The following is a 13543-nucleotide window of genomic DNA, read 5'->3' as shown; positions in this document are numbered from 1 at the left end:
CCATAATAGGAAAAATGTGATATATAACAACGGCTTTTAACAACATCTTTGTTATACAAGGGGTGTATTGGGGGTATCAGGTTAGTTACTGGCAGAAATCCCCCTCAGGAACATGAATTCATCAAAAGCCGGAGGATGTCATGGCATTAACCGATATCAAAGTGAAAACCGCAAAACCCAAAGACAAACCCTATAAGCTTGCTGATGGCGGCGGTATGTATCTACTGATTAACACTAATGGTTCTAAATACTGGCGCATGAAGTACCGCTTTGCTGGTAAAGAAAAGATGCTTTCTATTGGCGTATACCCCGATGTAACGCTAGCCGATGCTCGCGAGAAACGCAGTGAAGCCAGGAAACTCCTCGCTGCTGGAGGCGATCCAGGGGAGGCAAAAAAGGAAGAAAAAATCGCGCAGCAAATGAGTCTGCAAAATACGTTCGAGGCTATTGCTCGCGAATGGCACCAGTCAAAAGCCGATCGGTGGTCATTACGCTATCGTGATGAAATCATTGATACCTTTGAAAAAGACATTTTTCCCTACATTGGCAAGCGCCCTATTGCCGAAATCAAACCAATGGAGTTACTGGAAGCACTGCGTAAAATGGAAAAACGTGGAGCTCTGGAGAAAATGCGCAAGGTCCGCCAGCGCTGTGGTGAGGTGTTCCGCTATGCAATTGTTACTGGCCGGGCAGACTATAACCCAGCCCCCGATCTTGCCAGTGCTTTAGCTACACCGAAAAAAGTACATTTTCCCTTTCTTACTGCTAATGAACTTCCCCACTTCCTCAACGATCTGGCGGGTTATACCGGAAGTATAATCACTAAGACAGCTACTCAGATCATTATGTTAACCGGCGTACGAACACAAGAACTGCGTTTTGCACGCTGGGAAGATATCGATTTTGAGACAAAATTGTGGGAGATCCCGGCAGAAGTAATGAAGATGAAGCGACCTCATATTGTGCCGCTCTCTGAGCAGGTCATTATGCTATTTAAGCAGCTTGAACCAATCTCAAAACATCATCCCCTAGTCTTTATCGGTAGAAATGATCCCCGCAAACCAATTAGTAAGGAAAGCATTAACCAAGTAATTGAATTACTTGGATATAAGGGAAGACTCACAGGGCACGGTTTCAGACACACCATGAGTACAATTCTGCATGAACAAGGCTTTAATTCCGCCTGGATTGAAATGCAGTTAGCTCATGTGGATAAAAATTCCATCAGGGGTACCTATAATCATGCCCTGTATCTCGATGGCCGCCGTGAAATGATGCAATGGTACGCTGATTACATTGATTCACTCTCCAGCCGGGAAAGTTAAGTCAAAAATACTTTTCCCTGATGTTTTCCTCAATTAAGTATTTTATCCTCTGGCCTACAAGGCTGGAGGATTTTTGTTATTATATTATTTTTTGCGTCTTCAAACTTATTACAAAAACATAATTAAAAGCAAATTGACATTTTTAAATTGGCAATTACAAAATACAGCCTTGCAGTTATTTCGATACCTTTAGCAAAGGAAAAGTTGATTCAGATATAATTTAGCATTTCAATCATCTGACATCATTATAAAAAATGAGATTCACATAAAGATAAAATTATTGTTCTCAAGGAAAGCATGAAGGGGCTTTGTAAGCAATATTCATTCAGTGCCAAGACAGGACTTGATACACAGAATCTCAACTTTTATGCTCTCAGACTATATCACCACATGTTTTACAGGCTCAGAAAATGAACGATAGATTATGCTTTGAAGTGCACGATAACCAGGGTTATTTCGTATTTCCGGATACCTGGTTTGGCCCATTGCTGGGGGAGTTTGAAGAAGTGCTTGATGCATACGACGCTGATGAAATCAGCGAGACGAGTTACATCAACAAACTCCGACGCCTTGCTCAACGGGAGCCGGACTTTATTGATATACACGCTCATCTGGCATATGCATTTCTGGAACAGAATGCCCCGCGTAAGGCACTGAACGCCGCTCTTAAAGGACTGGCGGCAGGTAATCGTATCATCCCGGAAAGTTTCTGTGGTGAAATAATCTGGATGCATCCCGAAAACCGGCCTTATCTGCGCGCGCTTTATGCAGCAATTCTCGCAAATGTGCACTTACAGCGCCATCAGGATGCGGTTATGCTCACTGATAAAATACTGGCATACAATCCTGAAGATAATCAGGGGGCTCGCTGGTTGTTGGGTTCAGAGCTGTTACGCACCGGCGATCATGAGCGAGCCTTCAGTGTACTGAAAGAGCATGCTGATGAATTTTCACCTTACTGGTATGAACTCGGTCTCCTGCATTTTCTGAACGGGGAACATGTTAAGGCCGCCACAGCTTTTCGCCATGGCTTTGCCACAAACACTTACATCGCAGAAATGCTGTGCGGAAATCTGCATCCATTTCCACTTGCTGTGTGGCATGACTTCTCCGGCTCTCTGGATACGGCAGAAGATTACTATGCAACATACTCACCATTATGGGGACAATATCCGGAAGCATTGCTGTTTGTAAACTGGCTCTATAATCATTCCTCTGTGCTGCATGAACGGGCAGAAATCATTAAATGCGCCGAAATGCTGATGCAGGAAGATGATTTCGAAATATGCGAAAGTATTTTAAGACAGCAGGAGAAGTTGCGTGAAAGAATTGATGAGACGCTTTCTGAGAAAATTGTACAGAAATGCAGAAATATGAATGGTGAATATGTCTGGCCCTGGATATTGCCGTTTTCAGCGGCAGGCATGAAACATACTGGCATACAGTATCAGTAGATATTGCATTAGTGTATCCTGCACACAAGTAATAATTTATCCACCAATAATAACACTGTTAATGTCCCCTTCCCCTGGTTGTCAGCCAGGGGTTATCTTCTGAATATTTCTTTTGAAAAGGATAACACAGTAAATTATTTTTATGAATTATCCCATGGACTCATTAACACCCTTTCATAATGCTTTATTGTCAAACACGTTATGGCTGACATCAAAAAAAACCGGATTTCCTCTGCCAGCGGGTAATCACCTTCCCGGTGTTTTCGGTTGGTCTGGTTACTCCTGTCTGGTTATTAGCAAGATAATTGCTATAAACAGTGGAAAACTCATCGTACATAATCTGGTGATGAACATTACGTTTATTTTCCCTTGACCGGAAGAATCAGAGGCTGTGGTTTCAGTCATACAGTCCATCTCCTTTAATCGGAGTTGGCTCTTTCCCTGGCCGTATACGGCGAACAGATTCTCGTATTACCAGTTTCCCATACAAAAGTAATGCACCAACAGTTGCATCAGGACGTACAAGTCTTTGTTGTAACATATGTACCGCTTCAGTACCCAGTTCATCGCGAGGTACATGTACTGCCGTAAGTGGCACATCTTCTATTGCAGCCAGATTAAACCCATCAATACTCATTACGGACACATCTTGTGGCACTCGTATATTACGTTTTTTTAAAGCGTTAATTATACCTGCAGCAATGAAGTCCCCACTTGCCAAAAAAGCAGTCGGTAGCATACTTTTCTCTGTCATATCCAGCCATGCTCCGACTTTTTCTTCGGCTTCTTTGGCGCTGAAACTATTAATAGTGAGTAAATCTCTGTCATCTTTAAAGTTCTGATTCTGTCTCTCCCATGCTTCTTTAATTCCGGCAAGTCGCAGTTCCATTGTGTATCGACGTAAACACATAATGTTCATTACTCTGCGATGCCCCATTTCAAACAGAAAGTGAGACGCAAAAGCACCAATGTTTTTGTGATCTGGAGCAACTGTGGGAAGACGCATACGTCGATCATGGCAGTTAATCATTACGCACGGCTTAGAAAAATCTGCTGCAAGATCATGTATATGAGGATCATCAATACCAAGCAATATTGCAGCCTGTGTTTCTGCCTCATTCATGCGCGCCAGGAATTTTGAAGGTGTACTATCGAACTCATCAAGGGCACAGTAACGCAACCGAACCTCATAATGCGATAATGCCTTGCTGATGCTTTGGATTACGCGGAAATAAAAAATGTCTGTTCGCTCATCAAAAGCCCGTTGAGGAGCAAAAATGACAAGGTTGTTTAACAACATACGGCCGGATGCCATTCCATCCATAACCCCAAGCTCTCTGGCACACGCCAATACTTTCTCGCGGGCACGATAACTGGTATTAGCTTTACCCGCTAAAACCCGTGACACGGTGCTGGATGAAAGGCCTGTTCGCATGGCAATATCAGCAATCTTTAGTTTTTTTTCCATATTGTGATCTATCTCTAATTTCAAAATGAAAAAATTCTCATGGGATGGAATAGCCTGACTGCAAGGACTTCTGACTATTTTTAGAATTTATATGAACTACTTATGAAAAAACGTGCACAATACCAACTTTTTTTCATCGCCCTCCTCTTTTATTGTGAATGAGTAGTTCCGGTTTAAGTATTAAGCCGAAAGGTAAAGTGGGATGTGGCAACCCCGAGCTGCGTTGTCGCTCGATCATTTATTACATCCGGTGGGGTGATTATGAGTCAGGATATAAATAATAATATAGCTGTCAGCAAACACCGTCGAATAATAAGACAACTACGGTGGTGGATGTTAATCCTTTTTCTAATGGGTGTCACTGTCAATTATATTACCAGAAACTCATTAGGTATTTTGGCACCAGAGTTAAAAGACAGCCTTGGAATTACAACTGAACAATACTCCTGGATTGTTGGTGGATTTCAGCTTGCATATACCCTTTTTCAGCCACTTTGTGGATGGCTAATTGATGTTATTGGGCTCAAGATTGGATTTATGATTTGTGCTTCATTATGGGGAATTGCTTGTCTTCTGCATGCAGGAGCAGGAAGCTGGATACAGCTTGCGTTGCTTCGTTTTTTCATGGGAGGTGCTGAGGCTTCTGCGACACCTGCAAATGCAAAAATTATAGGTGAGTGGTTTCCAAAATCTGAACGTCCTGTTGCTGCTGGCTGGGCGGGTGTCGGTTTTTCTATCGGTGCAATGCTTGCACCACCAATTATTTACTTTGCACATGCGTCATTTGGTTGGCAGGGTGCATTTATGTTTACAGGTGCACTTGCAATTCTTTGGGTTTTCCTTTGGTGGGCGTGTTATAACACACCAGAAGAGCACCCAAACTTAAGTAAAAATGAGCTCAACTTTATCCGACAGGATAACGAAGCTCCTCCGGTAAAAATGCCTTTTCTGACCGCGTTAAAAACAGTTAGTAAAAATAAACGCTTTTATGGAATCGCTATCCCTGCATTTATGGCAGAGCCAGCATGGGCTGTAATGAGCTTTTGGGTGCCATTATATCTTGCAAAAGCATATGGCATGGACCTTAAACAAATAGCTCTGTTTGCATGGTTACCATTTCTTTGCGCTGATTTAGGAAGTATTGCCAGCGGATATCTGACAAAACTCTATACCCGTCTGTTTGGGTTAAGCAGAGTAAATTCTGTTATTGCGTCCTCTGTAAGCGGAGCATTTCTAATGGTTTCGCTTGCTGTGATTGCTTTTATCGACAATCCATATATTGCTATTGTACTTATCTCCATTGGTGGTTTTGGTCATCAGATAATTTCCTGCATGTTAAGTGCCCTGGTCGTTGAATCTTTTGATAAGGGGCAGATGGCCACTGTTAATGGAATGCGTGGTTCAGCCGCATGGATTGCCAGCTTTTTGTTCTCACTGATTATTGGCGTTACTGCTGACAAAATAGGCTTTAACCCGCTATTTATCGCCATGGGATTTTTTGATCTTATTGGTGCTTTTTTTCTGGTTACTTTTATTGCAGAACGTCGCAAAAAACGCACCTGAGGGAGTATGTGGAGATGAAAACATTAAAAAACTGGAAACTACAAAATCAGTCAGCCCATCATATAGAGCTATTAGTTGATGGTCAGCATTCTCTTTGCCTGTATATACTCGAAGAAAATATGTTCCGGGTTCTATTAAAACGGAAGGGGGTTTTGTCGCTGGACCGAACCTGGAGCATTGCTCCGGAAAAGGATGTCCCGTGGGAAGGGCGTCATCGCGAAGATATTAGCGGTTTTTCACTGCCGACCTGGAACATGGAGCAGAATGATGAATTACTGACAATCACGACCAGTTCATTACGCGTAATTATTCACAAGCCTTTATGGCTTGAATGGCATTATAAGGATAATGCTGGTCAGTGGCAGGAACTTGTTAATGATCGCCCTACCAGTGCTTATCTGATAAACGCTCATGGTGATGGTGTTGCACACTATCAAAGTCGACGTAATGACGAGCGTTTTTATGGACTTGGTGATAAATCCGGGGATCTGCAACGCACAGGAAAACGCTATGAAATGCGGAACCTGGACGCAATGGGATATAATGCAGTAAGTACAGACCCTCTTTATAAACATATTCCATTTACAATTACTCACCGTAGCGATATTAGCTTTGGATTATTTTATGATAACCTCAGCAATAGTTGGCTGGATTTAGGTAATGAAATAGATAATTATCATACAACTTACCGCCGTTGGCAGGCTGAGGCGGGAGATATTGATTATTATCTTTTCACTGGCAGATGTGTACTTGATATCACCAAAGCCTTTGTTCGTTTGACGGGGAAAACACTCTTCGGTCCAAAATGGAGTCTTGGGTACAGCGGTTCCACGATGCACTATACAGATGCACCGGATGCTCAGAATCAATTGATGCAGTTTATTCGTCTTTGTAAGGAACATGCTATTCCATGTGATTCTTTCCAGCTATCTTCTGGTTATACTTCTATTAATGGTAAACGCTACGTATTCAACTGGAATTACGACAAAGTTCCACACCCTAAAATGATGAGTCAGGAGTTTCATAATGCAGGGATACACCTGGCCGCTAATATAAAACCATGTTTATTGCAGGATCATCCTCGCTATAACGAAGTAGCAGAACAAGAGCTCTTTATTCGTGACTCTGAATACAACGTCCCGGAACGCTCCAGCTTCTGGGATGATGAGGGTTCTCATCTGGACTTTACGAACCCACAAACAGTCGCATGGTGGCAGGAAGGTGTAACCACACAACTACTTGAAATGGGAATTGATTCCACCTGGAATGATAACAATGAGTTTGAAGTATGGGATGGGGAAGCGCGCTGTCATGGTTTTGGCAAAGAAATCGCCATTAAACACATTCGGCCAGTAATGCCTCTTTTAATGTGCAGAGCATCTATGGAAGCACAGCAAAAATTTGCACCGCACAAACGACCATATTTGATTTCCCGCTCTGGATGCGCCGGATTGCAGCGTTATGTTCAGACATGGAGTGGGGACAACCGAACTAACTGGGATACCCTTCGATACAACACCCGCATGGGGCTGGGAATGAGCCTCTCAGGATTGTATAACATTGGTCATGATGTCGGTGGTTTTTCTGGTGATAAGCCTGATCCAGAATTATTTGTTCGTTGGGTTCAGAACGGTGTTATGCACCCCCGATTTACGATCCACTCGTGGAATGATGATCATACTGTCAATGAACCATGGATGTATCCGGAAGTAACACCCGCGATTCGTAGTGCAATTGAGTTACGTTATCGTCTTATGCCTTATTTATATACATTATTGTGGCAGGCACATGCCGATGATGAGCCAATATTACGTCCAACCTTCCTTGATCATGAGCACGATGTTCAGACATTTGAAGAATGTGATGATTTTATGCTGGGACGCGATATTCTGGTTGCAAGTGTCGTGGAAGCAGGGCAACGACAACGACGAGTATGGTTACCCGACAACAAAACAGGATGGTACGACTTTTACAATGGCGAATGGTTCTGTGGTGGTCAATGGATAACAATCGACGCGCCACTGGAAAAACTACCATTATTAGTACGTGCAGGTGCAGGTATTCCTCTTAGTGAACGTATAACATACGTGAGTGAAGCGGAAGATAATCATCGTAAATTGAAATTATTCCCAATTAAAGGAACGGGTAAATCCACCGGACTTCTGTTTGAAGATGATGGCGAAACTTGGGGATATACTGAAGGTAATGCTCTGTGGCTTGAATGGGAGCTGGACTGCACAGCCACTACAATTGAGTTAAGAATAAACACTCATGGAGATTATCGCCCTGCATGGGAAACATTGAAAGTGATAATTCCTCAGGGAGAAAGTCGTCAACTACTAATTAACGGCATTGAGGCTTATGAATGGAATATGAACCTATCCTGTAATGATTAATTTATTGTAGAGGGTAAATCATGGCCAAATAAAGGCACTGTAAGAGTAAAACTTATAGTGCCTTTATATACAAGCCAGATTATAACGCCATGCAATGAAACGCCCCCATGCATACGTAGATTAACTATCTCTTACCATTTTACATATCCGAAAAAATATGTTTTAACAGAAAGGTAAAACATGAGCGATAATAAAAAAGAGCACTTCCACAATGTAATAATAAGATGGGTTATTATTTTCGCCACTATTGAATACATATATTTATTTATAAAGTTTCTCTAAAGTCTTAATACCCATCCCATCAAAAAACAATGCGGGGTTGTTAAAATAACAACATAACACTGTTTTCATGAGAATAGTAAAGCGTTTATTCAAAACCGTTTATAGCAACCCCATAAACCCAACATAGCAATTGAGTTTAAAAAGGAGATTTCATTGCCCCCTATCAATTAAACTTCATGTTTTTTAGTTTGTTTATAAAACAACATCATATCTCCTATAAAATACTCAGCAGTATTAAACCACCTTATCTTTAACCAAACTATTTATTCCGCAAGCCCACACTTATGGATATTTACCGTTATGTCAACCAGAACCAATAATTATCCACCGGGCGAAGGTAGAAATTCAAATACTGGAGTTAACTTATGGCCTCTAAAGGTATTAACAAAGTTATTCTGATAGGGTATCTGGGTCAGGACCCGGATATTCGCTATATGCCAAACGGCGGCGCTGTGGCCAGCATTGCGCTGGCCACCTCCGAAACCTGGCGGGACAAACAGACAGGGGAGATGCGGGAACAAACCGAATGGCACCGCGTGGTGCTGTTCGGCAAACTGGCGGAAGTAGCCAGTGAATACCTGCGCAAAGGAGCTCAGGTGTACATCGATGGTCAGCTGCGTACCCGAAAATGGACCGACCAGACCGGCCAGGAACGCTACACGACTGAAGTGGTGGTGCATACCGGCGGTACCATGCAGATGCTGGGCTCCCGGCAGAATAGTGCACAGGGTGGCCGGGGACAGCCTCAACAACCACAACAGGGCAGACAGTTTTCAGGTAATTCGCCATCTCCGGGCAATACCGCCATGTCCGGCAGTTTCAGCGACGATGACGACAGTATCCCGTTCTAACGTTCGGCCTCCTCAGTCCCCTGCTTCCTGCATTTTCATCCAGAAATTCAATCATGCAACACAAAGTCAACGAGCAGTTTATACGCCGCAGCGCGTGGCACTCCCCCGTCACCTCGCTGCTGCAGAATCCCGACTTCTTTGGCCCTGCCATCATGGCAATGATGATACTCCCGCTCTTTCTGCCGTTACTGACCCCGCTCAGTATCCTGGGCATGCTCTTTACAGGCGTCATCTTCAACAACCACCGCTGGCGCTGTCCCATGAGAATGCCCGCCACGCTGAAGTGTAACGACCCCAGCGAAGACCGTGAGGAGACAGCCCGCTTTCTTGGTGCGTGGAATTACACACGCATCAGGCCGGGTAAAGCACGGGGAGTATTCTTCCTCGGCACACAACGTGGCAGTGATGTCGGTCGCGAGCTCTGGTTATCCCAGGCGGACCTGGTCCGGCACATCATGTTCTTCTCCACGACAGGGGGCGGTAAGACAGAAACACTGTTCTCCCTGATGCTGAACTCACTCTGCCATGCCCGGGGCTTCACCATGATGGACGGCAAGGCACAGAACGACACGGCGAGGACCATCTGGTATCTGGCCCTGCGCTTCGGTCGTGAAGATGATGTGGAGTTCATCAACTATATGACCGGCGGACGCTCCCGCAGTGAACTGCTCCATGCCGGCGACAAATCCCTGCCGGAATCCAACTCCTTCAATCCCTTTGTCTACGCCACGGAGACACTGGTCACCGAAACGCTTCAGTCGATGCTGCCCCAGAACGTTCAGGGGGGCGAATGGCAGTCCCGCGCCATCGCAATGAACAAGGCTCTGGTGTCGGGTGTTAAATACCTGTGCGTCGCAGAAAAAAGGTGCATGTCAATGCAGCTGCTGCGCGAATACATGCCTCTGGAAAAGATGGCCGCGCTTTACGTGACCGGCGTCGATACCCGCTGGCCGGAAGAGGCGCTTTCCCCCCTGAAAAAATATCTGCAGAAGCTGCCCGGCTTCGACATGGCACATGTCAGGACACCGGCCATGTGGACCGAAGAACCGCGCAAACAGCACGGCTACCTGACCGGTCAGTTCTCGGAAACATACTCCACCTTTACCGAAACCTACGGCCACATTTTTGCCCAGGATGCGGGTGATATTGACCTGCGAGACAGTATTCACAGTGACCGTATCCTCATCACAATGATCCCGGCTCTTGAGCTGTCCTCGCATACCGCATCCGCGCTGGGGAAAATCATGGTGACGCAGCAGAGCATGATCCTCGCCCGTGACCTGGGTCACCGGATTGGCGGGACGGATGAAGAGGCACTCGAAGTCAAAAAGTACGCAACGACGTTTCCTTATATCAACTATCTTGATGAGATTGGTGCTTACTACACAGAGCGAATCACCGCAATGGCAACGCAGGTACGCTCTCTCTACTTTGCCCTGCTGATGGCAGCACAGGATGCGGAACGTATGGAAGGGACCGCAGGGGGAACAGCGTTTCCACCCTGATGCAGAATGCCGGCGTCAAGATCAGCGGGAAAATCGTCAGTGATGAGAAAACCATGAACATCCTGCGTCGTGCAGCCGGTCAGGAAGCTCACGCCCGGATGGATACGCTGAAGAGAAAGGATGGCCTGAACCGCCCCGGGTTTCCTGGAGAGTGTTTTATCTGTGAACTCAGGCTGCCAGATCATTGTTTCCGATGGAAGCATAATAAGCTTTTTCTGCTTCTGCCGGAGGAGTATGGCCCAGCCTTCCCAGCAATCGTCGATTGTTATACCAGTCCACCCACGTGAGTGTGGCCAGTTCCACTTCTGCACGGTTTTTCCAGCTTTTACGGTGTATTACCTCCGCTTTGTAAAGACCATTGATGCTCTCAGCCATCGCGTTGTCATACGAGTCGCCTGTACTCCCTGTTGATGCCAGTAATCCGGCTTCTTTTAGTCGCTCCGTATAGGCCAGTGACACATACTGAGAGCCTTTATCGCTGTGATGGATGGTGCCAGACGGACGACGGGCCCACAACGCCTGCTCCAGCGCATCCAGCACGAATGTCGTTTCCATAGACGATGAGACCCGCCACCCCACGATGTATCCGGCAAACACATCAATGATAAACGCCACATAGACGAAGCCCTGCCATGTGCTGAGTAGAGTAAGAGGCAGGGCGTAGTCGGACTATTTCCCTGCCTCTCCTCCCCGAACCGGACGTGCACCTTTCAGCGCATCCGGCTCTCCATTTAAATGCTGGCGAACGCCATTGCCACTTCTGTAAAGCGCGATGTATACGTGTTTCTGGTCTCCGTCCTCAGATAGGGATTACCTTCGGGTAGCCGCCAGCGGAACAGCTTCTTGCCTTGCCCCACCAACCGGTACAGTATTTCGCCGCTGAGCTTGCCGTGATTGGTTTTACCAAATAAAACCCACGTTTTGCTCTGACCCGGTTTCGGTGATTTACACCACCACCTCATCAGGGAAGCGATACCTGTACGGTATTTGCGGGCCAGCCAGTGAGCCAGCTTCCAGAACACGACACGGTCGATATAACTGAAGACTTTGGCCTTAAAATCAACGAACTGATAGAACATGGCCCAGCCTTTCATTTTTCGGTTGAGTTGTTCAGCCATATCGACTTTGCTTTCACTGTAGTTGCCTGATAACAGTGCTGTCAGCGATGCGGCGAAGTTTCTGGCTTTCTCCTGCGGGATCGTTGAGACCACTCGCATCTCGCCATAACGACTGCGTTTGCGAATGATCCTGTGCCCCAGAAAGATAAAGCCGTCATTAACATGGGTGATTTTAGTCTTATCCATGTTCAGCCTGAGTTTCAGACTGCCTTCGAGCACACCCCGACACTCCTCCCTGATGGCTTCCGCCTGTGCTTTGGTGCCTTTGACGATGAGGACAAAATCATCGGCATAGCGGCAGTACGCCACCGCGGGTTTCCACTGCCAGTTTTCTCTGACCGCCGTACTTCGGCCCCGTTGGATACTGTTATTCCAGTACCACCGATCTTTTCTGGCTTTCCCGCTCAGGTAGCGCTCATGCAGGTATTGATCGAACTCATTCAGCATGATGTTCGATAATAGCGGCGATATAACACCGCCCTGTGGCACACCTTCACTGGCCGCCCGAAAGAGACCGACATCGATATGTCCCGCCTTGATGGTTTTCCACAGCAGAGTCATGAAACGTGCGTCACTGATCCTGCGGCGTACAGCCTTCATCAGCAGTCGATGATGTACGGTGTCGAAGTAACTGGACAGGTCGCCTTCAATCACCCAGCGTCCCCGGGTTTCACCACAGTCTGTGAGCTGTAATTTCACCGTGCGGATAGCGTGGTGGACACTGCGCTCAGGCCGGAAGCCATATGAGAGCGTATGAAAATCACTCTCCCATATCGGCTCCATCGCCATCAGCATGGCCCGCTGAACAATACGATCCCGCAACGCGGGGATACCCAGTGGTCGCAGTTTGCCGTTGCTTTTAGGGATGTAAACCCGTCTGGCGGGCAAGGGCTGGTAGTGGCCTGAGAGTAATTCATCCCTGAGGATTTGCAGCTCAACAGCCAGTCTGGCCTGTAGCATTGTTTTGTTCACGCCATCAACGCCGGGGGTATGGGCCCCCTTTGATGAAAGCGTGATCCGCGCCGCTTCAGCCAGCCATTCTGGTTGTGTTATCAGACGCAGCAGCCGTTGAATCCGTAGGGACGGATCGGTGACTGCCCATGTGGCAAGCTTGCGTTGCATTTCGCTGATTATCAAAGGTCTTCACCTCGTTAGGTCAGTTAATTCACGTCGCAAACACATTCAAACTGCTTCCCTTCGCCATGTAATGGGCTTTCCCCATCGCGGACTACTACGGAAGCTCCGCCAGCCAGCGCGTCATCGGAGCCATGCCCCCTTAACATCCGTCGCTGACCTTCCCCGGTTTACCTGCCTGGACTCAGGCATACTGAGGAGGCTGCCCGTCGCACTCTTTATCCTTGCTTGCCGCAAGTTGGCAGAAGTCAGCAACGCAAGCGTGATAGACGCTGCTGCCCCGGTGTTTCGCATACATGTCAAAACACCTTCGACCGGCAGTGCTTACGTATCACTGCCAGTTCCTCCTGCACGGCCTGTCAGATCACGTAGGCCGTGGTGACGTTTTCAACCCACAGAGGCGGATTAACGGGTTCATGTTCTTCAGCCTTTCAGTACTTAACCTTG

General features: G+C 46.4%; 6 protein-coding genes and 3 pseudogenes. 6 read left to right on the top strand and 3 right to left on the bottom strand.

Annotation, left to right across the window (positions count from 1 at the left end):
* Positions 1-112 precede the first annotated feature (112 nt).
* Both ICA20_RS00560 and ICA20_RS00555 read left to right on the top strand, forming a co-directional pair.
* Positions 113-1325 (top strand): annotated as a pseudogene (locus tag ICA20_RS00560) (integrase arm-type DNA-binding domain-containing protein).
* A 410-nt stretch (positions 1326-1735) separates the two neighbouring features.
* Positions 1736-2779 (top strand): hypothetical protein, encoded by a 1044-nt coding sequence (locus ICA20_RS00555; RefSeq protein WP_000999850.1) that lies wholly within the window; start codon positions 1736-1738, stop codon positions 2777-2779.
* Between the two features lie 397 nt (positions 2780-3176).
* Here the strand turns inward: ICA20_RS00555 and ICA20_RS00550 are convergent, their stop codons facing one another.
* Positions 3177-4247 carry a LacI family DNA-binding transcriptional regulator gene (locus tag ICA20_RS00550; protein WP_000412404.1) on the bottom strand — a complete coding sequence of 357 codons (1071 nt, stop codon included), beginning with the start codon at positions 4245-4247 and terminating at the stop codon, positions 3177-3179.
* A 261-nt stretch (positions 4248-4508) separates the two neighbouring features.
* Between ICA20_RS00550 and ICA20_RS00545 the strand changes: the two genes are divergently transcribed.
* From ICA20_RS00545 to ICA20_RS00530, 4 genes and pseudogenes are all read left to right on the top strand, one after another.
* A complete protein-coding gene (locus tag ICA20_RS00545; RefSeq protein ID WP_001329026.1) occupies positions 4509-5810 on the top strand; it encodes an MFS transporter in 1302 nt (433 codons plus the stop codon).
* 14 nt (positions 5811-5824) lie between these two features.
* Positions 5825-8206, top strand: a complete 2382-nt coding sequence (locus ICA20_RS00540; RefSeq protein WP_038635468.1) for a glycoside hydrolase family 31 protein — start codon at positions 5825-5827, stop codon at positions 8204-8206.
* Between the two features lie 647 nt (positions 8207-8853).
* Positions 8854-9339 (top strand): single-stranded DNA-binding protein, encoded by a 486-nt coding sequence (locus tag ICA20_RS00535; protein WP_000157061.1) that lies wholly within the window; start codon positions 8854-8856, stop codon positions 9337-9339.
* A 50-nt stretch (positions 9340-9389) separates the two neighbouring features.
* Positions 9390-10972, top strand: a pseudogene (locus ICA20_RS00530) (conjugal transfer protein TrbC); the annotation flags it as partial.
* A 40-nt stretch (positions 10973-11012) separates the two neighbouring features.
* On the opposite strand, the pseudogene ICA20_RS00525 reads toward ICA20_RS00530, so the two are convergent.
* Both ICA20_RS00525 and ltrA read right to left on the bottom strand, forming a co-directional pair.
* Positions 11013-11486: pseudogene (locus ICA20_RS00525) on the bottom strand (IS3 family transposase); the annotation flags it as partial.
* 89 nt (positions 11487-11575) lie between these two features.
* Positions 11576-13084, bottom strand: a complete 1509-nt coding sequence (gene ltrA, locus ICA20_RS00520) for a group II intron reverse transcriptase/maturase (protein WP_038635474.1) — start codon at positions 13082-13084, stop codon at positions 11576-11578.
* Between the last annotated feature and the right edge of the window lie 459 nt (positions 13085-13543).

Source organism: Citrobacter sp. C5_2, assembly GCF_014596845.2.
Classification (GTDB): Bacteria; Pseudomonadota; Gammaproteobacteria; order Enterobacterales; family Enterobacteriaceae; genus Citrobacter; species Citrobacter werkmanii.
Note: the sequence above shows the minus strand (reverse complement) of the source record. Positions and strands in the feature narration are given on the sequence as shown.

Excerpts from the sequence above, each read along its gene's own strand:
- ICA20_RS00555 (WP_000999850.1), top strand. The coding sequence starts at position 1,736 with ATGAACGATAGATTATGCTTTGAAGTGCACGATAACCAGGGTTATTTC.
- ICA20_RS00550 (WP_000412404.1), bottom strand. The coding sequence starts at position 4,247 with ATGGAAAAAAAACTAAAGATTGCTGATATTGCCATGCGAACAGGCCTT.
- ICA20_RS00545 (WP_001329026.1), top strand. The coding sequence starts at position 4,509 with ATGAGTCAGGATATAAATAATAATATAGCTGTCAGCAAACACCGTCGA.
- ICA20_RS00540 (WP_038635468.1), top strand. The coding sequence starts at position 5,825 with ATGAAAACATTAAAAAACTGGAAACTACAAAATCAGTCAGCCCATCAT.
- ICA20_RS00535 (WP_000157061.1), top strand. The coding sequence starts at position 8,854 with ATGGCCTCTAAAGGTATTAACAAAGTTATTCTGATAGGGTATCTGGGT.
- ltrA (WP_038635474.1), bottom strand. The coding sequence starts at position 13,084 with ATGCAACGCAAGCTTGCCACATGGGCAGTCACCGATCCGTCCCTACGG.